This is a genomic window from uncultured Victivallis sp. (genome assembly GCA_944389935.1).
In the GTDB taxonomy this organism is placed as follows: domain Bacteria; phylum Verrucomicrobiota; class Lentisphaeria; order Victivallales; family Victivallaceae; genus Victivallis.
The window spans coordinates 56,121-79,486 of sequence record CALXOE010000011.1; the positions used below are offsets into that span (position 1 = coordinate 56,121).

The following is a 23,366-nucleotide window of genomic DNA, read 5'->3' on the forward strand; positions in this document are numbered from 1 at the left end:
TTGTCGAATGCAACAATGCTGAATTGCCAGGAATTGTGATTCCCCTGCAAAAACAAGCATTGTAGAAACCGGCCGCATGCCAGTCATTCGCGAAAATCACAGAGCTCGGCGGCTCCGGCAGCGAAAGTAGATAATTGAGTGTGGCGAAGTGATCCGGCAGAGAAGCCATCGGCTCATCAACTTCCTGTATTTCAGAACTCGAGGTTATGAGATATTCCGGGCGAAATTTTCCGTTTTCAATCATCAGGGCGATGTATCCGGCGCAACGGGCGGAGAAATCTCGGTGCCAGATATCCGGATTCACGAACGCGATTTTTTCGTGCCCGAATCGCATAAGTTCACTGGTGACACATCGCCCCGCGGCATATTCGTCACCCGTTACCTGGGGAAATGGCAGATTCGGCAAGGCACTGTCGAAGCTCACCACCGGGATGTTTTTCGGCAGAAACGGCAGGAACTCCGGATTCAGCGCCGGAACACCCAGCAGAATCCCATCATAAGGACGTAACATCCGAGAAAGTTCCCGACTCGAAAGTTCAGGATGCGAAAACTGAATGTCAAGCTGATAATCGTATTTGTGGCACGCACTCTCGATCCCAGTAACCCAGCTCATAAAAAGAGGCTTGTCCCGCCAGTTTGAACTCATACCCGGCATCAGCATGCAGACCCGGTTTCCACAGCGGCGCGTCTTCCGCCCCGGACGATAACGTTCCTTTGCCAGATATCCGGTCTCTTTGAGCGCCCGCAGAATCCGGCTGTTGATCTCCGGATCCACATTCGGAGCGCCGTTCAGTACCCGGCTGACTGTACCGGTCGAAAATCCGACCAGTTTCGCCACCTCCCTGATGGTGATCTCTTCCGGCATTGCTGAATTTCCTTTCTCGTTTGTTCATTCATAATTATGACAAAGAATAAGAGAAATGACAAGAGTTTGTTCACAAAAACCCGTGCTTTTTTCAATGAACGTTCACCACGCAGGAAAGACAACTCGGGAGGCAAAAAAGACTTAAAAATAAACAGGCGGATTGTGAACACGGCACAGTGTATTCAACAATCCGCCGGGCAACGGTGAATTTATTTTAAACGTTCACAGAACGCCGGGCGCATCGGTGCAGACGGCGATCTGACAGCGGCCCGGCTTCAGCTTCATGACGCGACGTCCGTCCGCCGCGACGGAGACCGGAAGCCGTTCGCCCGTGAAAAGCTCGGCAGCCTGTCCCCCCGGGAAGAGTTCCGGACCGAGTGCGACCTGTGCACTGGAACACCCCGGCGGGAAAAAGACGAACAACACACTTTTCCTTCCCGATTTGCCGCTCTTGAGATAGAGAAACTCCTTTTCTCCGCACGCGGGAGAGAGAACCTCTACCGGCAGCTTGACTCCCGCGTCGCGCACGATCGCCGCCAGCAGCTCCTCAAATTGAGGATTCCACTCCTCCAGATACGCATTGCCGGGATAACTCGCCAGATGGATCACACTCCCCCGGCCGAACCGCCTCTCCACGCAGAACTCATTTCCCTCGACCGGAGTGCGCCATTGCGACACCCCGAGCCGATACTCCCGGCCGCCGCAACGAAATCCCCCGACCGGACTCTCGAGCGAACGGCGGCCGATCTCGGTCACGCCCATTTTGCTCAGAAACCGCTCCTCCGGGTAACGGTAGAACCCGGCCGAACTGAACGCTCCGCACTCCGACTCGACCACGAGCGTCCCTCCCCGTTCGACAAATGCCGAGAGCGCCTCTTCCGTCGCCGGATCCGTGACGATCACACGCGGCAGAAACAGAACTTTGAGTTTGTCAAGCGCCTCCAGATGAGTCTCTTCCACGGAAACCAGCGGGATCGAACGTCTGGTCAGCGCCCGTCCGTAACCGAGCAGCCCGTCGCGAATCCGGTCGGCCGTCCCCTCCTGCGCCCACGCCAGATAATAACTCTGCGGGGAAAAAAAGAGCCCGACTTCCGAGGTGTCCGGGACATAATGATCGAAGAGTTCCGCATGCTTCTCCCAGAGTGCACCCGTGACCTGCGTCGCGGCAAGACGCTCCTCCGCAAAACCGTCGCGCCCGGCGATTCCGAACCCGTTCGACTCACGCCCGAATACTTCGTCGCGCCAGCACCAGAAGAGGATCGTATCCGCTCCGCAGCCGAGCCCGTTCCAGAGCCATCGCTGCTGCTGATCCGCACGCACGACGTCATAGACGTTGAACCCGACCGCCGCCCGGCCTCCCTGCAACTCGCTCAGCCACACTTTCTTACCGCGCGCGGCGGATTTCACCATGTCGATGCGCAGCCCGAAATCCGCGTCGTCGATCCCGCTCCACTGCGGAAAACTCGAACAGCCGATGCCGTCGAGCGCATCCGCCAGATTCCAGTCGTTGCCGCGGTCGAGGGCGTACTCATGAAAACCGATGCCGCCCGCGTACATCGCGCTCGGCTGGCAGCCGTGCGCCGTGATCGGATGAACTCCGTCCACCTCGCGCATCGCCGCATGACGCATCGCCGCATGACGATCGGCGCGGCAGGTCAGAAAGTGCTGAAACGCCATGAGTTCCGTGTAGACTCCGTCGATATTCCGCCCGGGCAGAACATCCTCCCAGGAACAGTAGCGCCGTTTCCATGCCGCATTGAGCCCTTCGAGCGAACCGTATTTCTCCCGCAGCCAGCTCCGGAATTCCCGCAGCGTCTCCGGGCAGAAACAGACCAGTTCGCCCGCCTGAATATTCCAGCGCAGTTCGTTCCAGATGTCCCAGCCGCGCAGATGTTCGAGCCCGGCGTAACGTTTCCCGGTCTCCTGAATGAAGCGCTTCATGCGCGCCCACACCTCCGGATGGTCGGTACAGCCGCCGGGCGTGATTCCGAAATGATGTTCGCAACGGGCTCCGGAGAGAATCCGGTTTCCGCTTATCCCGATCATCTCACTGCCGGGAACGACCCGGTGAATCCAGTTCGGCTGAATCTCGGCGATCGTGCTCAGGATCACACCAAGACCATGTTTCGCGGCAAGTTCGATCAGCCGGTCGTAATCGTCGTAGACAAACTTGTCCGGCGTCGCCTCGACCCAGCCCCAGCTGATCCAGAGCTGAACGGTGTTGAGTCCGGCTTCACGAATCCTGCGCAGATCAGAATCCCAATATCTGGAATCAGGAAACGGCGCACGGTAATACTGCACCCCGAAATTCATCTTCGTCCTCCTGAACCGGACACTCAACGGCCGAAAAGCCGGGTGGCATGTTTCATGTTTTCAATCACGGAAACCCCGAACGGACAGCGCTTTTCGCAGCTGCCGCAACCGATGCACTCCGACGCCGGATGTTCAAGACTCCGATAGTGCTGCAGGATGCTCGGCGGAATCGCCGACTCGTCGAGTTTCGCAATGTCGAGGTACTTGTTGACGGCGGCGATATCGATCTCTTTCGGACACGGGCGGCAGTGGTTGCAGTAGACGCAACTCCCCCGGAAGTCGTTGCGGCGGCTGCCGACGATCGGGGCATAGTCGCGTTTCGCGTCGGAGCAGTCGAAATAACCGACCGCCTCGCGGACCTGCGCTGCCGAGGCGCACCCCACCAGCGCCGACACCACCGCCGGACGGGTCAGCGCATAATGGATGCACTGTGCGACGGTCAGCGGTTCGCAGAACGGCGTCTGCTCACGCGAGAGCAGCTTGCCCGCGCCGAGCGACTTCATGACCGTGATGCCGACGCCGCGCTGTTCGCAGAGCCGGTAGAGTTCCGCACGGGCCGGATTCATACCGGTCATGAGTTCTCCCGGTTCGCCGATCATCTTCATAAGGTCGGAGTCCGGCGGCATCATGTCGAACGCCGGATTGATGCTGAACATCAGCAGGTCCACGACACCGCTCTCGACGATCCGTCGCGCGGTCGTCGGGTTGTGCGAGCTCGCTCCGATCGCCCGGATCACGCCGCGGCGCTTCAGATCCTGCGCGTATTCCAGAATATCCGACTCGAACGCGGCCGAATAGTCCGCAGCGGAATCGATGAAAAAGAGCATGCCGAAATCGATGTAATCGGTCCGGAGACAGCGCAGCAGCGTCTCGAAATAGCGTTTGCAGACCGCGAGATCGCGGCTGATGTCATACTGTTCGTTCAGGTCGACCGAACAGATGTGCCCCTGAATCATCATTTTGTCGCGCCGCCCCGCGAGGGCCCGCCCGATGTTCGCGCGGACCACCTCGCCCGGCATGAAGAGATCCATGAGATTGATGCCGTTGTCCAGCGCCGCGTGGATCGTCTCCTCCACAACGGAGTACGGTTTCCGGTCGAGATGTTCACACCCGAGCCCGACGACTCCGGCCGAGAGACCGGTCCTGCCGATTTTGCGATATTCCATGATTGTGTATCCTCCCCGGATTGAGCGGTTCCGGGGAGAATATAACACATCTTTGCGCAGGACGCAACGACATTGATTCAATTTTCGGGCGGAATCTCCGCATTCCGGACAACCGGCCGGATCTGCTTCTTGAGAAACTCCCGGAGACGCTGGAACAGCGCGTAAAGCGCCGGAGTGAAGACGATTCCGACCAGCGTCGCCAGCACCATGCCGGAGAAAGTCGTGATTCCGATCGCCCGACGGCTGCCGGAACCGGCCCCCGTCGCGATCACGAGCGGAAACACCCCGAAGAGAAAACTCCACGCCGTCATCAGCACCGCACGGTAACGGAGGTTCGCGCCGTTCAGCGCGGCCTCGTAAATGCTCTTGCCGCTCTCGCGCTCCTGTTTCGAGAATTCCACCATCAGAATCGCGTTCTTGGCCGCGAGCCCGATCAGCATGACCATGCCGAGCTGCGCATAGATGCTCATGGTTTCCCCCGTAACCAGAAGCCCGAGCAGCGCGCCGAGGACCGCAAACACCACCGCGAGCATCACCGGAACCGGAATCATCCAGCTCTCATACTGCCCGACCAGGAAGAGGTAGGCGAAGAGCAGCGCGAGCGCCATCAGATAGACGATCTGCCCCTGATTCTGTTTCTCCTGATAGCTGAGACCGGTCCACTCGACGTGGTAGTTTTCGGGCAGCTCCGTTCCCTCGACGAGTTCAAAGAGTCTCTGAGAACTGACGCCCGGCGCGGCCTGAGCATTGAGTTCCGCACAGGTCATCTTGTTGAAGCGCGTGATCTGACTCGGCCCGACGGTGTAATGAAGAGTTCCGATCGAGCTGAGCGGAACCATCTCTCCCGAGTCGTTCGGAACCTGAATCTCCCGGACGTTGTCGAGCGTGGCCCGGTTGTCCGCCGTCGACTGGATCTTCACCTCGTAGTTGCGTCCCTGAAACGTGAAGTCGTTCACGTAGAGCGAGGCGAGCTTGCTCTGCAGCGTCGAGAAGATCGTGCCGGTCGCCACCCCGAGCGTCTCGGCTTTTTCCCGGTTGATATCCAGAAAAAACTGGGGCGTATCAGCGTTGTAAGAGGTCATGGCGTAACGGGTCTCCGGACTGTTCGAGAGCTTCATGGCGAACTGTTTCGCCTGCGTGGAGAGTTCTCCCGCGTCGATGTCGCCGATGCCGCACAGTTCAAATGTCGCTCCACCGGTCGCGCCGAGTCCCATGATGGCCGGCGGCGTGAAAACGATGATGCTCGCATCAGAAATCGTGCGGGTCTCCTCCTGAATCCGGGTCATGATCGCATCGAGCTGCAGATCCGGCGTTTTGCGCTGATCCCATGGATCGAGCCGCAGAATGCACATCGCTACGTTCTCCCCCGAACCGGACATCATGCTGCGCCCCGAAATCACCATCGAAGAACGGATTCCGGGGATCCCTGAGACCCGTTCCAGAAACTCCTTGAGCACCGCATCGGTCCGATCCACCGAGGCGCCCTGCGGCAACTCGATGTTGCACATGATCTCCCCCTTGTCCTCGGAGGGGAGAAACGAACTGTCGATCTTTCCGAACAGCAGCCAGACCGCACAGCACGCCCCGCCGAACAGCAGCAGCGTCACCAGCGCCCGGCGAACCAGAAACGTAACGAAGAACGAATAGGCTTTCCGACTGCCGTCCAGCACCCGGTTGAACGGACGGAAAATCACCGGAACATGCCCGTCCGGCCTGCGCAGCAGCACCGCGCAGAGCGCCGGACTCAACGTCATCGCCACCACTGTCGAGAGGCACAGCGCAATGCACATCGACACGGCAAACTGAATGTAGATGTTCCCGACCATTCCGCCGTAAAACGCCAGCGGCGCATAGCACGCCACGGTGACAAGCGTGGTTGCGATGATCGCACCGGTAATCTGCCGCATGCACTTGAATGCCGCCTCTTTCGGCGAAAGCCCCTCGCGTTCCATCAGCGACTGGCAATTCTCCACCACGACAATCGCGTCGTCGCAGAGCGAACCGACCACGAGAATCAGCCCGAACATGGTGAGCACGTTGATGCTGTAATCGAGCGCGAGTGCGGAAGTTTCGACTCCGCCCGTTTGACCGCATTCTGCAGATTGACCAGAGCGATATCCGTGTCCGTTCCGCTCTGGAACGTCACCTGGCAGGAGTAACTTCCGGAGTTGTCGCTGGTCGACGAGAAAGCGTGTTTCCAGTCACAAGTTTCCGCTCCGCGTTCGGAAAACTCGCGTAGATCTGGATCGTATCGGTCCGGGCATTCGCCTCGTTGTTCAGAAGTTCGATCTCCCCCTTTTCCGGATATGTACTGCCGTCCGCGAGTGTCAGGGCGACCATGCCGGCTTCCATCAACTCCTCATGCGTGCCGAACATCGCAAAGAGATCGGCGACACTCAGGGAAAACCGCACCCGGATCGGCTGATTCTCAATGATCGTCATCAGAGTTCCGGAATTCGGCGTGATGTAGTTGCCGGTCGTGTACGCCGTCACGCCGACGATTCCGTCCTGCGGCGCGGTGATGACGGTGTTCTTGAGATTGTCTTTTGCCGTAATCAGCTCCGCCTCGGCGGAAAGCAGCGCGGCTTTCGCCACGCCGAGCGTGGACTTGGCGCTCTCCATCATGTCGAGACTCGACGCCTGTTTCTCATAGAGCAGCTTCAACCGTTCGTAATTGCTTTCCGCGTATTCAAGTTCGGCTCGGCTCTTTTCGACGGCGGCTTCAGCCCCTTTCACCGCGGCCTCGTATTGAACCGGATCGAGCTTGTAGAGCATCTGCCCCTTGCGCACGACACCGCCGTCGTTGAATCCGACTTCCTGAATCTCTCCGGAAACCCGGGCGACGATGTTCACAACCGAGCGCGATACCACCTGCCCCGTGTAATGACGGGTCTCGAAATCCTCGGCTTGCGTCACCTTTTCCACTCCGACCACAACCCGGTTTCCCTCCGGAGCTGACGCCGCAAAAGCGGAAAGTGTCAAACCGCAAACCGCAATTCCAATCGTTTCCTGAAAATCCCTGTCATGACAACCTCCTCCGCTCATGTGAGTCTGTTTTTCGCCGCGATCAAATGATCGAGCACTTCCACGAATATGGCGACTTTTTCCTCCGGTACTCCTGTGAGCATTTCCGAGAGAATCTTCCCGAATTCCGCATTCAGCCGTTCATGCCGCTCCAACCCGGCCGGCGAGAGCATGATCCGCACAGAACGGCGGTCGGTCTCATCCGGCAGACGAACCAGCGGTCCGCGCCGCACGAGTTTCTCGACGATCTGGGATACCGCTCCGGGCGTAATTTTCATCCGTTCGGAAAGTTCCTTTACGGAACATCCTCCGGGAGTGGCAATCACACATCCCAGAATTTTCATCTCCGCCAGCGTCGATCTCAATGGCGGACGATCTTCGACACACTCCCGATCATGCAGTTCCCGTATCAGATCCGTCACTTGAAACAATCTCACCCAGATTTCCGACTCTTTCATTTCACAACTCCATCCACGCCCAAATCAATTCATAAATTCAAATAATTTAGACACTAAACTATTTTGCGTTAAAAAAAAGTGCAAAAACGGAAAAGCCGTTCCTCCCGCTGGGCAGCCGGGAGGAAGCCGGCCAATCCGGAGTCTGCACTCGCTCGTTATAACGCAGGCAAAGCCGAGAATATTGTGGATGTGAAAGAAAAAAGAAAATTTATATCGAAACGCCGGGATCGTGCGGCTGAAACACTATTTCCAGCTCTTCGCCGCCTCGTACTCCGCCGTCAGCAGCGTGAACCGGTGCGGATAATCCACCGCGAACGAACGCACGCCCAGATCCAGCAGGGCAAACAGCTCCTCCCGGTTGAATTCCATGACGAAAAGCTGCAGCAGGACACCGGCTGCCGCCGTCCGGTCGAGCGCCTCGCGGATATCCTCCCGCGTCAAACGGAACGGCCATCCCCCGCCCCCCTCGTGCGCCAGATGGAGCTGAACCTGCTCGAATCCGCCGAATCCACGTGCCGCAAATTCGCGAAAGCGGTTCATGATATCTCCGCGTGAACCGCCGATCCAGATTTTGATCCTCACATCCGGCGCCAGACGGCGGAATTCCGCGGCAACCGTCTCATCGGTGGTCGCAAGCGTGACCTGGCGGGCCACGCCGCCGGCATGGATCAGATCCGCGAGCTGCTGCAGCGGAGCGGACTTGTAGTCGATGATGATCTCCTTGTCCGGATCGTCGCGCAGCCGCGCAATCAGTTCGTCGATCGACGGGACACGCTGGTTCGGCCACATCTCGCTGCCGATGTCGACCGAACGGACTTCCGCAGAGTCGAGTTCTGAGATCGGTTTGCCGCGCCACTCCGGTTTCAGAAACCGGGCCGTACGGTCGAGCGTACCGTCGTGCAAACTCATCAGAACGCCGTCGCGGGTGCTGTTCACATCAGCCTCCGGGATTCCTCCGAGACGCCATCCGTACTCAAAACTTGCCGGGGTGCTCTCCGGCAACTCCTTTCCGCCGCCGCCGCGGTGCGCCTCCCACAAGATCACGAAATCCGACTTCATCGCTCACTGCTCCTTTCTTCATGGGAAATCATAGGACTGAAACCAGGATAAACCCGTTCTGTCGATTGCTTTTTCAAAGGTCGGAGAATTTTTTCGGATTTTCCGGAGACTCTTCCATCAGGGAAATATCTTTGAAAATCAACGGATAAAAAATCAGCGGATCGGTCAAGACCTCCGATTTTCCGGAGAGCTGCCCGCACCAGACGACCTTGCACGCAGGCATCTCGACAAGCTCCGCCCAGAGCAGAACCGCCGCCCGCCGCCGGAACGTGCCGCTCCCCGGGGCATCCGGCAACGCGGTCACCCCGGCATAATCCACCCGGCAGATGAACAAATAATCCGGGGCTTGAGCCGGGGCGTTGCTGCCCGGCTCAGGTGTGAAACGGACTTTCAAGCCGCGGTCCAGCAGCAGAGAGCGAATGGCTTCGGCATATTTCGATTTCAGGAAAGAGTCATCCTCCATCACCTGAACTTTAATCGACTTGTCGCCTGCGGCAATCCCGGAGAACAGCGCATCAGAAAGCGGAATTTTCCGGAACGCCTCCCCGACTAAAACTTCGTTCGCAGGACTGAAGGGATACCCCCAGGCCCGGGCCGGAGCTGTTACCGCAGCCAGCGCCGGAGAGAACGCCGTCGTGCCCTCGTCCGGTGTCCCCAGCGCCTCGTAGAGCCAGAGCAGCGGTCCGTAATCGCCGACAAAATTCCGGGAACTGTCCACCACACCGGACCAGACGACCTCTCCATTCGCCAGATCACACAACTCAAGCCACGCGCTTGCCGCTGCATATCGCCGCAGATAAGGCAGTTTGTACCGGTTCAAACTCCAGCTGTGCAGGAGCGCCTGTTCCATCGGACGCACCCGGAGCAGATAATCCTCCTGCACCGGCTCATACCGTACTCCGGAAAAGGCGATCGGCGCATCATGGGCGGGATCGCTCTCCTCCACAACCGTCACTTTGGCGGAATTTGCCGCGAGAAGCGTGGTCAAAGCCTGCCGCAAAATCTGATTGCGCCGGAACGTCCCGGAGTCGATCTTGACATGACTGCCGTCTCTCATCTTCTCAAAGAGCGCGGAGAGATCCCACGTCAGCATCGCCTGACGCAGCAGCGCCTCGTCGGTCATCCCGGAGAAGAATTCGCCGCGGCTGAAATCGAGCGATCCATCCCCCATGGCGGCAGTCATCTCGGCGAATTTCCGCTTGACTTCCAATGGATTCAGCTTCTTTTCCGAAAGCGCCCGTTCAATGCGGGCCGTTTCCCGCTGAGCGGGATTCGGGCGCGGGCGCTCCGCCACCGGCTCGGCGGCAGCCTCCCCGCTGAAGTTCATACATCCGGCCAGCGCAACAGCCGAAACGGCGCCGATCATCCAGGCATATCTCATTTTGTCTGCCCCTTTCTTTCGCTTTTTGCGGCGGCATCGGTCAGAATGGCATCCCGCCGGATATCCACGACTTCCAGCATCCGTCCCGGAAAATATTCCTGTTCGATCTGCTCGATAAAGGCTTTTTTCTCATACTCTTTCAACTTCAACCGGTCATACGCATTTTCCGCCGTAAGATAGTGCTCGGCGTTCTGGTGCTTCCAGGTGAAAATGCCGTCGACGCTGTTCATGGCGATGTACTTCTCCCAGTGATCGTATGCAGGGGTGCCCGGAATCAGATCGAGCAGCTCGACCTTGATCGGCTTCACGTTGTCAGTCAGAAGCACATGGAGTTTCCCGCCTTTGCGTTCAAACGCCGGAACCGTAATCCGCACAAGGTACGGCCGACTGTCGCGAATCAGCTCAAATGTATGTTCGACCGGGGTGAGCCGGCCGTACTCTCTCTCGACGGCGGCGCGAATCGCCTTGAACTCGCCGAGCGGCGGAAACATGACCCGCACGCCGAAGAGTTCGCTCTGCCCGTATTTCACCGGGGTGTCGGCGGAGACCGGCTCAAGCCCCGGAATTCCGAACAGAAACACCCCCTCCCCGTCCTGAACCGAAGTACGGCTGCTCAACACCGGATACGGCCTCTGAAACGAATCGAACTCGCGCTTCTCCCGCATATACGATCCGAACAGCGCAAAATCATAAAACGACCGCCCCGCCGGAATCCCGCCATACAACTCAGGACGCCCGAAATACATCGGCACGATCAACTCCGGAACCATCGATAAAAACTCCTGAAAATCAGGAAGTTTTCTCGCCTCCTCCATCAGGCCGGGCAGATCGTCCGTCTCGAGCCGGTCGCAGGCGGCGAGCAGTGCCGCAAATTCCGGCCGCAGTCCGCTGATATCCGGCGGCCGGGGCGGCTCCCCCTGAAGCGGCGGGAGGCGATAGGTCTCATCGCTCAATTTGTCCATCAGCTCAAGCTCCGCCGGATTCGACAGGTCGAAACACTCCGGCGACTGCTGGAAAATCTTTGTAAACTGCTTCTCGACCGCGGCGAGTTCTTCGCGCCGTTCGGCGAGTCGCAGGGCGAGGCGCAGCTTCTCACCCTCTTCAAGCAGCCGCTCCGCGAACTTACGCCGCCGGGGACAGGCGGGATCCGCCAGAAGCACACCGTAAGCAGCCACCGCGAGTTCCGCCCGTCCGGGGGGCGGATCTGGCAGCAGGAATTCTCCGAGCAGCTGCGCGGCCTCCAGATCTCTCTTCTCCAGAGCGGCCTTGCGCCACCATTCGATGGCGGCATCGCGATCGCGCTCGACCCCGTATCCGTCCCGGCAATACTTCCCGAGCTCGACCATCGCCCGCGGATATCCCTGCTCGGCCGAACGCCGCAGCCAGATCGCCGAGAGCGTCGGATCTCCAGCCCGGTAGTGCTCCGCCAGCGCAAACTGGGCGGCGGGATCTCCGCGTTCGGCCGCCCCCTGCAACCGTTCAAACGACGAACAGCCCGCCATCAGCAGCATCCCCGACAACGCGGCGATGGCCGGTAAAAACATCTTCTTCATCTTCAACACCAGACCATTATAAACCAGTCGAGAAGCCCCATTTCTCCTCCACCCGGGTATTTTCCTCGTTCTTCTTCACAGTCGGCCCGGTCAACTCCCGGGCTTTCTTCTCGCTCTCGGCAAAGGGATCTTTCACGCCGGGCCTCGGAATCGGCGGCAGCGGCTTGAAATTTCCGCCGGAAAGTTCCGAGATCAACTCCGAAACCGGCTGCTCCGAATACTGCACCCGCGACAGCTCCCGGCCCGTCGCATCGAGCAGCAGAAGCTGCCCGGGACGATTCCAGAGGTCGTAAGCCTTGACGATCTCATCGCGGTTCTGTTTGGTCCGCGCCGACTCCTCGGGTCCGCCGCTGGCGTCGATCAGCAGCGGGATGTAGGTTTCCGTGGCTTTCCGGAACTGCGTGCTCGGAAAAATCCGGCTGATCAGATACTCGGAAGCATCATGTTTCGCCCCCGAGCGGATGTAGACGATCATGATGTTGCGATTGTATTTCGCCGCAGTTCGCTTGGCCGCAGAGAGATTCGTGTTCCAGATGATCCCGTAACGCGAAACCTCATATTTGGCTCCGAATTTCTCGAGAATATAATCCCAGTTGAAATAACTCCAGACCGCGCCGTACACCACCGCAATCCCCAGAGCGAGTTTAATCAGGCGCGTCAACAAAAGCCTGGCTGAATCGTTGACTCCCATGGCGACTCCTTTCTTTCCGTGACGAAACGGATTCCTCCGATTCCATCCTCCGCATTTCCAATATGTCAAATCCGCTTTTCCGGAGCGGACAATCCGTTACAACCTCTCCCACGCAAGCCGGGCGCGCCATGCCCGGTCCAATGCCGCCTCTCGCGACTTCGACTCCGAGATCAATCGCAGACTCGCCTCCGTCGACGAGAGACGCAAACTCAGAAAACCGTCCGGCCAGTCGAAACGCAACCCGTCCAACTCCGAGACCTCCGCCTCCTCCCCGAACTCCCGGGACATGCGCCGCAGCATCGAATAGGCATTCGGGGAGTTCGCCGGAATCGCCTGCTTGACCATCGCATACCGCGGCAGAGACGCAAGCTGCCGGCTCAACGGAATTCCACGCACCGCGATTGACTCGAGCAGCAGCCCGGCCATCAGAAAGCCGTCGAACCCGCGCAGCGCCGCAGTCGTGAAGCTCCCGGACCCCTCCCCCGCCAGCACGGCATCGGTCGAACGCGCAAGATCGATCACCGCCGCCTGCCCGACCCGGGAACGTTCCAGCCTCGCCCCGTGACGCGCGACCACGTCGTCGACCGACCGGCTCGAGCAGATATTCGTCACCACCGTCGCGCCCGGCGCATTTTTTTCGAGCAGGTAGTCCGCGGCGAGCGGATAGGTAAGTTCTTCACTCAGCGGCTCTCCGGAATCGGTTACGATCCCCATCCGCGAGAGGTCGCTGTTGAATACGACTCCGGCGGCAGCGCCGAGCGGCGCGACGATCGAACGAATGGGGGACGCACTGCGCGGCCGCGGCTCCGGGTCGCGCGGAATCGTCCCGCAGGGGACGTCATTCAAACCGATCAGCCGGATTCCGAGCAGAGATGCGAATCTCCCGGCAAAACGCGCACCCGATCCGTTGCAGAAATCCCCGAGCAGCGTAAGTTCCGCCCCGCGGATCGCCGCCAGATCGAGATTCCGGCCGAGAAACGCCCAGTACGCTTCCAGCTCCCCGGAATCGAGCGGCCGGATCGGCCGCACCTCCGACGCCCGCACCGGCTCGAAACGCCGCCCGAGATAAAGATCGAAAAGTTCCCGCTGCCGCAGTTGATCGAAATACGATCCGTCAGGTGCGAGCGGAATGAGCGCATTCCACCCCGCCGCCTGGTGGCCGCCCGTGATGAGAATTCCCCCGGCATAGCCGCCGGCGGGAATCAGAAAGTGCATGATTCCGGCGGTCAGAATCCCGCCGTCGATCACCTCGCAGCCGCCCCCGGCGAGCGCCGCGGTCACCGCGCATTTGAGCATTCCGGAAGAGGTGCGGGGATCACAGCCGACCAGAACCTTCCCCGCCCCGGTGAACGAAGCGAACGCAGCGGCAAAATCGCTCGCCGCTGCCGGGGTCAGGCCGGAGCCGATCTTGCCGCGCATTCCGGCTCCGCCCAGAGTCAGCAGCCGGGTATTGAGTTCCTGCATCATTCCACACTCCGCACACGATTGGTTTCATCATACAATAGCACGCGGAGAGGCTTTTTCCAAATGCGTGTCCGGGGAATTCGCAACAAGTGCTCCCCGGACAAACCGGTCAGCGAAGGATTTCGTAGAGGAAACGCGGCGACCTGCCGCCGGTTGCCGCGGCTTCAAACCGGAGTGTGCCGTCCGGATTCCATGCGGATTTCACCTCTTCGATCCGCCGTCCGAACAGATCCAGCGCGAACACCCGCGGAGCATCTCCCGCCGGCGCGAGATGCAGGGTCACTTCGGCGATGCCGCGGCGGGCGAGGTGCGGAAGTCCGCCCCAACGCTCCAGAATCGTGCACCCCTCGTTCGCGAACTGAATTCCGGACTCGGTCGCGTCGGTCAGGTGAAAGAAGAGAATCCGCGTGGAATCGCGCAACGGTTTTCCATCCATTCCGGCCGCGCAGACCGTCGCGGATTTTTCCGGAATCCGTACCTCGAGCACGTTCCCCTGCGCCTCGCCGGGGAAAGAACGGACCAGTGTTTCGCTCCGGGGCGTCACGACGGTCAGCGCGGCGCGGTCGGTATCCAGCGCCACCTCTCCGGTCGTGCTGACGTAGGATTTGCGCTTGAGATCGATCTTTCCGACGCCGAGATCGACGTTTTTCCGGATCTTTTCAAGCATTGTTTCCGCATCTCCGGCTTCCTCGAACCGATAGGCGAAATCATTTTCCGGCGGCAGTTCGTGGCGGCCGTCGGACTCCAGCACCATGCCGGTCCGGGCGACGAATCCGATTTTCTGAGCGATCTCGGGCGGCAGATCGGCGGTGGTCACATTGAAGTCGTCGTTCTGGATCATGGTCAGCGTCACGTCCGAAGTCGCAACGTCTCCACGGACGAAAAGCAGCATGCCGATCTTGTCCGACAACAGCGCGATCGGATCGCTCGCGATATCGAAATAACCGCCCGTGCTCTCCACGATCGAGACCTTGTCCGCCCACGCCCACTGGAAGCGGAAGAGTCCGTCCCATCCCTGCAGTGCCGCGTACGCGCCGATGAACGGTCCGTTCTCCGCCCGGAACGAGTTCGGTTTGCAGAACGAAAACTCCGTGATGGTATAGGGCTTGCCGTAGACGCGGTTCGCGAGTCCCGGCGTGAAATCCGCTCCGCCGTGAATGCCGAGATTGCTCGGGCCGGTCACGACGCTCGGCAGCCGCCACGCCTCCCGCAGCGACCACGGATGCGAGGCGTAGAAATGGTTGTCCACATAGTCGTAAAGCACCCGGCTGTTCTGAAGCAGCGGCGCATTGTTGCAGTTCTGATCGCTGATCGGACAGCGCACACCGAGGTCGCGCAGAAACGATTCGATCTTCCGGAAACCTTTCTGATGGGTGGCGACCATGAACTCTTTCGTGAGCGCCTCGCGCTCTTTCCCGGTCGCGGAAGCGGCGTCGTGCGCTGCGAGAAACTCCTCGAGTTTCTGATTGTAAAGCGCCTGGATTTCCGGCGGCATGTTGCTCCAGCCGGTGAGCGGATCCTCGTTCACGAGGCTGATGAAAGCGAGTGCGGGCTCCTCTTTCCACGCGACGCCGGTGTAGGGATTGACGTGATTGAGCCAGTTGCGGGAGAATTTCAGCAGATTCTCCATGCCGACGTCGGAGATGAATACGGCGCGCTTGTAATCGCGCAGACTGTAAACGTAATCCTTGACGTCTTTGCCGATCATGTATTTCATCGGGAGCTGGCGACTCACGAAGAGGTCGAGCGTGATATAGATCCCGCGCTCTTTCAACTCCTTGACCAGATAGTCGAGCCGGTCGATCATCTCCGGATTCAGTTCAGTACGGTCCTCGGGAGACACTGCGGCGAGATGGTTGTCGTGATGGTGGATGCGCACGCAGTTGTAGCCGGAACGAGCGATCGCGTCGGCGACTTTCGCGGCATTCTTCTTCTCGGGGAAGTTCGAGGTCTCCGACAGGTTGACGCCGTAGAATCGCAGCGGTTTTCCCGGCTGATTCTCGAATTCAAAATGGCCGTTGCGCACGACGATCCGGCCGTGTTTTCCGGCGGGTGCATCGAGCAGCCACGAGAAATCCATCGGGGAGCCCTTTTCGATCTCCGCCGGGTTGTAGCGGAACGGTTTCCAGTCGTCGGATTCGACAATCCGGTATGATTTTCTCTCCTCGCGGGGAATCGGGAGGTCGGTCGAGCTGATTCCGACGATCATCCACTGGTGCGGTTTCTGCGTCAATTCGCGGGGATGGCAGATGAATTCGATCTCCGTCACCGGCTTCGCCTCGACCGGGATCTCCGAGAGATAGAGCCCCACATCCGAGTATTTGTTGAAACCGCGCCAGGCGACCCGTCCGTTCGACAGCGTATCGGGTGACCACCAGTTGCCGACATGCTCATCGGCGCGGATCACCACCTCGGAACGGCTGCCGTCCTCATAGTGGAACACGACTGAACCGATCGGCGTCCCCGCCAGCGGCGTCCACGCGGTCGCGTGCAGCAGAGCCAGGTAGTTCATCCGGCGCGGCCGTTCGAGCCGGACGACGGCGCTCTTCTGTTTCGGCGTCCGTTCCAGGGAAAGCACCAGACACCCTTTTCCGCCGTTTTTCGCGGGATCGGTCACATCGAACCGGATTCCGCGCAGCGTAAGTTTTCCCGGCGTAAAACTCCGCAGATCGTTCTCGGAGCCCTGATCGTTCCAGCCGCCTTTCCCGTCATCCGGGTCATCGTCGGCGAATCCCATGTTCGCAACCTGATCGAGCGGAATCGGTTCCGAGACACGGACTTCCGCAGAGAATCCCGGGACAAGAAAACATATTCCGGCAACCAGCACGCCCGCCATTTTCACGTGATTCAGGAAATTACCCATCTCCATTCACCCTTTCACCGTGCGATTTCGTAAGCGAGAACCGCTTCGCCGTTGATGCCGGCGGTGTCGGCCGTGAAACGCAGTGCACCGTCGGCGAATTCCGATTTGACCTCCCCGATCCGTTCGCCTTTCAGATTGAGCGCATAGACCTTCGGAGTCCCGTCGCCGCCGAGACGCAGTGTGACACTGCCGGTCGCGTGGTGCACCAGATGCGGCAGATTGCCGTAGGAGTTCATCTGCGTCATCGTCTCATCGGTGAACGTCATATTATGGTGTCCCGCATTGTTGAGGTGCAGAAACAGAATCCGCCCCGACTCCCGCAGATTTTTCCCGTCCATCGCCGAGGCGAAGAACGTAGTGTAAGGCGTCCGGTTTTCGACACTCATCACGCCGCCGTCGAGTTTCCCCCCGTTGACGAAAACCATCGCCTCGCTGCGCGGGGAAACGACTTTGTAAGTGTTGGTCCGGCCGTCAAGTTCAACCTCTCCGGTCGAACTGACGTAATGGCGATTCTCACGGTCAAGGAGACCGCGCCCGAGCCCGGAATTTTTGAATTTTTTCAGCATTGTCGCCTCGGAAGCGTCCGAGCCGAACCGCCAGGAGAAGTCGCTTCCCGCGCCGGAAGTCGAGTTGCCGATCTGCGTGACGAGACCGATCTCGCCGCCGAGACCCGGCAGCTGATCCGCTTCCGGGTCGAGTTTCGCCGCGTCATTCGGCATCACCAGAGTCGTTTTCAGTTCCGAGGGCGACACATCGCCGCGCATGAAGAGCAGATGGATCATCCGGTCCGAGAGATAGGTGATCGGATCTCCGTAGAGACAGAAGAAACCGCCCAAGGCCTCTTTCATGTAATCCTTTCCGCCCCACGCCCACTGGAACGTGTAGAGCGCGTCGTAATCCTGCAGACCCGCGATTCCGCCCATGATCGCGCCGCCCTCGCCGCGCGCCTTGAGCGGTTTGCACCACTTCAGTTCCGTCACCGTATAGGGACGGCCGTAAATCCGCTGCGGGAAAATCTCGCCGGTTGCTCCGCCGGGAAACAGCTCCACGAAACTCTTCTGCTCACAGGTCGACGGCAGCCGCCAGTTGTTGTTCGGAAAATGAGGATGCCCCATGTAAAAGTGCATGTCCGTGTAATCATAATTGCGACGGGTCAGCGACAATATCGGTTCCACACCGTTATTCTGATCGGTCAGCGGTACTTTGACTCCCATGTCACGCAGCGCGGCGCGGATCTCGCCGAAATACTGCTTCTGGAAATCCTGGATGAAGCGCAGCCGCAATCCGCCATCGGCCTGCCGCTCTTTCGAGATGCCTTTCTTCCGGCACCAGTCGACGTAGAGAGCCTCCCACTTCCAGCCGAGCGCACCGGCATTCTTCGGATCCCATTCGGCAAAACGGTTCTCATTGATGACGCTGATGAAGCAGAACGCCGGATCTTCGGCATAGCTCAATCCGGTATAGGGATTTTTGTGCGTAAGCAAATTCTTCGCAAACGCGAGGAAGTTCTTCCGGGCGGAATCGACGATGTAGACCGCGTTCTTGTAGCACCAGAAGGAGACCGGATGATAGATCTCCGGAATCTCCTGATCCGACACAACCCGGCTGCAATAGAGATCGATCGTCACGTAGATGCCGCGATCCCTGAGCTGTTTGACCAGAAAGTCCATACGGTCGATCTTCTCCGGATCGAGCTCTGTGGTCGTACCATCATCCTTTTTGACGATATAATCGTCATAGTGGTGCAGCCGCACGGAATTGTATCCGGCGCGGGCGATCGATTCCGCCAGCAGCGGTGCGTCCTCTTTCGACGGAATTGTGCTCACTTCACTGAGATTGACTCCGAAGAAACGCTGTTTTACGCCCGGGAGCTTTTCAAATTCAAAGTGATCTCCGACCGCTTTCAGGAATCCGTATTTTCCGGCGGGGCGGTGATGGTTCAGGACTTTGCTGAAGTCCAGAATCGACCCCTCCTTGATTTTCGTCACATCGAAGCGGATCTTGCGCCACTCATTCCCCTCCCGCAACATGAAGGGTTCAGCGGCAGAAGCGGCGGCAAAAAGGGCAGGCAGGGCGATTCCCGCCAGCAATGACCGGAATTTCATGAAAAAAATCTCCTGATTGTACGTTGAGCATGAAAAATGGATTGAAAAGACCCCCGTTCCCGGTGCGAATCCGGCACCAGGAACGGGCCGTGAAGAGAAAGCGGTCAGAATGTGAACGAATTTTTGTTCGCATCGAAAACCGATGCTCCGGATATTGCGGCATAAGAACGCAGATCGTTGAATCCTGCCGTGGCCGCGTGACCGTCCGCACAAAGAATGTTGGAACGTGCGACATGGCGGAGCTGAATCTTCTGGTGACTTGTGCCGAACCAGAAGATCTGATCGCTGCAGAGCTCATCTGCCGGATTGTCCGTCGCGCTGTCGGCAAGGACAATCAATCCCGACGGCCCGGAATTCGGATACCATTCAAGATTTCCGGCCGACGAGTGTTTCCCGAGGCGCGAAAGTTTCACGAAAAAATTCATCGGATTGTAGTTGTTCCAACCCGCATAATTCTGCCACCAGCCGGTGATGTTGGCGTTCATACCGTAAACCTCAAGCTGCGGATTGCGGTAGTTCTTGCTCTTTCCCTCAGGAACCGAAGGGCAGCGATAAGCTTTATACGCGCGGTAAGAGGCCTCATCGTACCAGCCGCTGGCGTCAAACTGTCCGCCGAGCGCAGTGGTATCTCCCAATCCTTTGCGCAGCAGCCGTGCCCAACTCTCATTCGCGTACTGGACGGAGGGCAGATAATCGTCGCTCGCGATCGTATACTGCGAGAGCGAAAGCCCGAGCTGTTTCAGGTTCGACATGCACGCCGTGGTGCGCGCCCTGTCCCGCGCCTGGTTCAGCGCCGGCAGCAGCATACCCGCCAGAATCGCGATGATCGCAATCACCACGAGGAGCTCGATCAAGGTAAAATTCAACCTCCCGGCCCGCCGGTACACCTTCCCGTAAAAAAAGTTTTGCATCTTGTTTCCTTTCTGAACTTTTCCGCCCGGAACTCATTTCCGCCCGGAACTCATTATTTTCACCGCCTGATATATTATGGCGCAAAAAATCGATTTTGGCAATAGACATTTTGTACGAATTGGTGCGATTTTGAACAATCCTCTGTCCAAACGGTCCGCATCGATGCTTTGAGCTTGACTTTTGCGGGGAGCGCCATTATTTTAACAGAAAAGGAGGGGCGCAAATGGCACAGATCATGTACTACCGTTCGGACATTACGGCACTTCCGCCGATTCCCATGCCGTTTTACGCATACGGAACCGGGATATCGGAACTCCATGATCGCGGCGTTCTGAAGAAGAACGGACGGGTCAATCCATTCGTGGAACTGATGTTCGGCGTGGATGGGATCGGCGAAATTGTGCTCTACGGTCAGCCGTTTCAACTCCATCCCGGAGACTCTTTCTACTATCTGCCCGGCGAAGACCATCTGCATCGGTCGCTTTCGAGCAGCTGGCATGTCCGATGGGTCTGTTTCGACGGACCTCTGGCGGAGGCCGTGATGCTCTCATGCCGTTATCCGCGCTATCGGCAGCTTGCGCAGCCGGTCCCGGAACGGCTGTTCCGGGAACTCGAACACAACATCGGCGACGATGACCCGGTGCAGGTCCGCCGCATGGCAGCGGTCATCATGGAAATTCTCGCCTATTCCGACGGCGCCGCCAGCGGCGTTCGGTCGGAACTGCTGACCAAACGCTGCTCGGAATTCATCGTCGCCCACCTCTCCGATCCGCAGCTCGACGTCGGCATGCTCTGCGACGAACTCAAGGTCTCCCGCTCGACCCTGACCCAGATTTTCACCGCCCGCATGGGCTGCGCGCCGGGTCGCTACATCCGGGATCACCGCATGGCCCACGGCATCGCCCTGCTGCGCGGGACGAGCCTGCCTGTGAACGAGATCGCCCATCGCTGCGGTTTTGCGGAAGCGCGCTCATTTTCCCGTTTCATCCGGCGCGGCACCCGACTCTCTCCGCTCGAACTGCGCAAGCAGGGCGGCGGCAACTGCGCCCCGGCCTCCGGAGCGACGAAGACCGAAAGTTAAGTTGAACCGAAACCACCTCTTCCGGCAAAACAAACACTCCTTGAATTCTCCCGTAACGTGATTCAAACACGACGGTGGTATGGTATATCATATCATCTGAAAACACGGGAGAATCCAGATTATGAAAATCAAACAGTTGCTCGCGACATTCAGTGTCGGAGCCGCGCTGACCGCAATCGGCGCGGACGAAATGACCCGGATCATCGGGTACAATGTGCTGATCGGCTTCAATCGGGCCGAACGAATTGAAGAAACCGCATCCTGGCTGCGCGAAAAAAAACCGGATGTGGTCCTTTTTCAGGAGATCGCCCGGCAGACAGACGAATCGTTCGCCCGACAGGCGAAATTGTGGAACCACTCCTATGCCGCCGTCTGCAAACCGTGGCAGGACTACTCCATCGCCATGACCAGCCGGCGCCCGTTTGAAATGGTGGAAATGCGCATCGACGGTCTGCATCACGGTTACATTCTTGCCAGAATCGATGGAGTCTATTACATGTCCATTCACCTCTCGCCATTCCGCTACGATACCAGAATCCGGGAGACCGAAATCTACGCAAAGCGCCTGAAACCGTTGCTGGAAGCAGGCGAGAAAGTCATCATGATGGGAGATTTCAACAACCCCTCCCCCTACGATGCGGCACAGGCCAATTCCAACGCCGCCGCTCTGGAAGCGCGCCGCAACGACAATCGCCCGCACATTGAAAACCTCCGCAACGGCTTCTTCGATTTCCAGTGCATGAACAATCTGCTGGATGCCGGTCTGGAGGATGTCTGTTTCTTCTGGATGAAGAAGCACAATTACCAGCCCGCACTCGGCGTCCGGATCGATATGGCGATGTTGAGCCGCAATCTGGAAGAGAATGTGGTCGAAGCGTATGTGGACACCACGCGACGGGAATTTTTTCAGACCCTTTCCGATCACTATCCGGTCATTCTCACGTTGAAAAATCTGCATGAATCAAAGAACAAGGAAGAATAAAATGAAACTGCTTTCTCTGCTGCCGGCCATTCTGTTCATCATCGCCACCGCCTGCGCCGGAGAGCCGCTTTCCCCGCAAGGGTGGAAATACGACTGCCGTCCCGAAAAGAAACTGTCCAATCTGAGAATCGATGAAAACGGGATTCTCCAGTTCCGCCGTTATGCCGGAGCGAAGTTTGCCCGGCTCTATCACGATACGGCGCTGGAGCCCGGCGCCTGGTATTCGCTGACATTTGAACAGCACACCGAACATGGGGCACTCGACCTTCTGCTCATCATTTTCCGCGGAAAAGACGGAAAATGGCGCGAAAAAACCCGGCTTTCCTGCGTGACACCGCTCGTAAACGGAGAATGGACTCCCGGCAGAATCGTGTTTCAGACGCCGCCGGATGTCGATCTGGCCCGGATCGATTTCCGGCTCGATTCGGCCGGGACGTTGAATCTGAGAGCGGTCAAGCTGGAGAAAATCGATGCCGCGACCGGGGAAGCGTACCGGGATGCTCTGCGCCCGGCCCCGTTCGCTCCGAACCGATCCCCGCTGGATCTCCCGGTCAGGAGCGACAGCTACCAGAAAATCACATTCACCGCTCAGGGTGGAGAGTCCGACGGAACAGTGACGGTGGAATTTCACGATCCGACGCGCGGCTGGATCAACCGCAGCCGGATGACGATCTACATCCCGGCCGGAATCCGCCGGGAGTGCCGTGAAATCACACTGATTCCGGAAAATGTGAACGGAATACGAATTTCCCCCTCAGGATGCGCCATCTCCAACTTGAAAGTCTCGGAATTCCGGTGAAGCAACCGGAATCACACAGCCGCTGAGACGCATCGCGTTGAACGACATTTTATTCTAATCTCCCGCTCATCAAATCCAAACACAGCGGGAGTATTTTATTTCACAATCATTCGGGAAAGCGTTTCCCACAACCAAACTGGAGTGATCTCTATGAAAATCATCAGAACTCTCGCCTTTCTGCTGCTGGCAGGAGTGACCCTCGCTGCCGCGGCCGGCAAGCCGGAACCGGTTGAAACCCTGCGCCGTGACGCACTCGCGAAAATGCGTGCATTTGTCGAATCCCGGCCGCAATCCCCGGCCTCGGAACAGGCCGAACGCATCCTCGCACAGGAGGCGGCCGACCCGGATCCGAACCGCTGGATCGGCGAAACCATCCGCTTCGGCAGAAGCGTACTCCGGGAAAATCCTCCTCAGAGCAACCGGGACGAGATCCGTCGGGCGGCACTGCTGATTCTCGACGCTCCGCTGAGCGTGGAGGACACCGATCCGGCCGCGCCGGCCGGGTTCGGCCAGACCTGGCGCGAAACGATCAACTCGATCTACCAGCCGGTCTGCGACGAAATGCTCGATGAAATCCTGAAAACCCGGGTTGCGTCAGGCGTTCGGATCTGGAAAGTTTACAACATGGGCTTCATCGTGAAAACGCCGAA

The 23,366-nt window shown here is 58.6% G+C and carries 17 protein-coding genes and 1 pseudogene; 4 read left to right on the plus strand and 14 right to left on the minus strand.

What is annotated here, in order from left to right; genetic code table 11:
- Positions 1–40: 40 nt before the first annotated feature.
- From Q0J85_RS05345 to Q0J85_RS05410, 14 genes and pseudogenes are all read right to left on the minus strand, one after another.
- Positions 41–865 (minus strand): annotated as a pseudogene (locus tag Q0J85_RS05345) (LacI family DNA-binding transcriptional regulator); the annotation flags it as partial.
- Between the two features lie 222 nt (positions 866–1,087).
- Positions 1,088–3,178 (minus strand): alpha-amylase family protein, encoded by a 2,091-nt coding sequence (locus tag Q0J85_RS05350; protein ID WP_294478938.1) that lies wholly within the window; start codon positions 3,176–3,178, stop codon positions 1,088–1,090.
- 23 nt (positions 3,179–3,201) lie between these two features.
- Positions 3,202–4,344 (minus strand): aldo/keto reductase, encoded by a 1,143-nt coding sequence (locus Q0J85_RS05355; RefSeq protein WP_294478939.1) that lies wholly within the window; start codon positions 4,342–4,344, stop codon positions 3,202–3,204.
- Between the two features lie 77 nt (positions 4,345–4,421).
- Positions 4,422–6,545 (minus strand): efflux RND transporter permease subunit, encoded by a 2,124-nt coding sequence (locus tag Q0J85_RS05360; protein WP_367274607.1) that lies wholly within the window; start codon positions 6,543–6,545, stop codon positions 4,422–4,424.
- Complete coding sequence (locus Q0J85_RS05365; RefSeq protein ID WP_294478940.1) at positions 6,487–7,278, minus strand: efflux RND transporter periplasmic adaptor subunit; 792 nt, start codon at positions 7,276–7,278, stop codon at positions 6,487–6,489. The genes Q0J85_RS05360 and Q0J85_RS05365 overlap by 59 nt, the downstream gene beginning before the upstream one ends.
- Positions 7,279–7,385: 107 nt before the next feature.
- Positions 7,386–7,826, minus strand: a complete 441-nt coding sequence (locus tag Q0J85_RS05370; protein WP_294478941.1) for a MarR family transcriptional regulator — start codon at positions 7,824–7,826, stop codon at positions 7,386–7,388.
- Positions 7,827–8,069: 243 nt separating this feature from the next.
- Positions 8,070–8,885 carry a glycerophosphodiester phosphodiesterase family protein gene (locus tag Q0J85_RS05375; RefSeq protein WP_294478942.1) on the minus strand — a complete coding sequence of 272 codons (816 nt, stop codon included), beginning with the start codon at positions 8,883–8,885 and terminating at the stop codon, positions 8,070–8,072.
- Positions 8,886–8,958: 73 nt separating this feature from the next.
- Positions 8,959–10,266 carry a hypothetical protein gene (locus Q0J85_RS05380; protein WP_294478944.1) on the minus strand — a complete coding sequence of 436 codons (1,308 nt, stop codon included), beginning with the start codon at positions 10,264–10,266 and terminating at the stop codon, positions 8,959–8,961.
- Positions 10,263–11,819 carry a tetratricopeptide repeat protein gene (locus tag Q0J85_RS05385; protein WP_294478946.1) on the minus strand — a complete coding sequence of 519 codons (1,557 nt, stop codon included), beginning with the start codon at positions 11,817–11,819 and terminating at the stop codon, positions 10,263–10,265. The genes Q0J85_RS05380 and Q0J85_RS05385 overlap by 4 nt, the downstream gene beginning before the upstream one ends.
- 16 nt (positions 11,820–11,835) lie before the next feature.
- Positions 11,836–12,510 carry a hypothetical protein gene (locus tag Q0J85_RS05390; RefSeq protein WP_294478947.1) on the minus strand — a complete coding sequence of 225 codons (675 nt, stop codon included), beginning with the start codon at positions 12,508–12,510 and terminating at the stop codon, positions 11,836–11,838.
- Positions 12,511–12,606: 96 nt separating this feature from the next.
- The gene (locus Q0J85_RS05395; RefSeq protein ID WP_294478948.1) at positions 12,607–13,977 is read right to left on the minus strand and encodes a hypothetical protein; all 1,371 of its coding nucleotides are present in this window, start codon (positions 13,975–13,977) and stop codon (positions 12,607–12,609) included.
- A 106-nt stretch (positions 13,978–14,083) separates the two neighbouring features.
- A complete protein-coding gene (locus Q0J85_RS05400; protein WP_294478949.1) occupies positions 14,084–16,843 on the minus strand; it encodes a cellulase family glycosylhydrolase in 2,760 nt (919 codons plus the stop codon).
- An 8-nt stretch (positions 16,844–16,851) separates the two neighbouring features.
- Entirely contained in the window at positions 16,852–18,942 is a 2,091-nt protein-coding gene (locus tag Q0J85_RS05405) for a cellulase family glycosylhydrolase (protein WP_294478952.1), read from the minus strand.
- A gap of 104 nt (positions 18,943–19,046) precedes the next feature.
- A complete protein-coding gene (locus Q0J85_RS05410; RefSeq protein WP_294478954.1) occupies positions 19,047–19,853 on the minus strand; it encodes a type II secretion system protein in 807 nt (268 codons plus the stop codon).
- A gap of 224 nt (positions 19,854–20,077) precedes the next feature.
- Between Q0J85_RS05410 and Q0J85_RS05415 the strand changes: the two genes are divergently transcribed.
- The 4 genes from Q0J85_RS05415 to Q0J85_RS05430 all read left to right on the plus strand — a co-directional run.
- Entirely contained in the window at positions 20,078–20,935 is an 858-nt protein-coding gene (locus Q0J85_RS05415; protein WP_294478956.1) for an AraC family transcriptional regulator, read from the plus strand.
- A 121-nt stretch (positions 20,936–21,056) separates the two neighbouring features.
- Complete coding sequence (locus Q0J85_RS05420) at positions 21,057–21,917, plus strand: endonuclease/exonuclease/phosphatase family protein (protein WP_294478958.1); 861 nt, start codon at positions 21,057–21,059, stop codon at positions 21,915–21,917.
- A 1-nt stretch (position 21,918) separates the two neighbouring features.
- Entirely contained in the window at positions 21,919–22,716 is a 798-nt protein-coding gene (locus tag Q0J85_RS05425) for a hypothetical protein (protein ID WP_294478961.1), read from the plus strand.
- A gap of 150 nt (positions 22,717–22,866) precedes the next feature.
- A partial coding sequence (locus Q0J85_RS05430) for a hypothetical protein (RefSeq protein WP_294478963.1) occupies positions 22,867–23,366 on the plus strand: 500 nt, incomplete at its 3' end.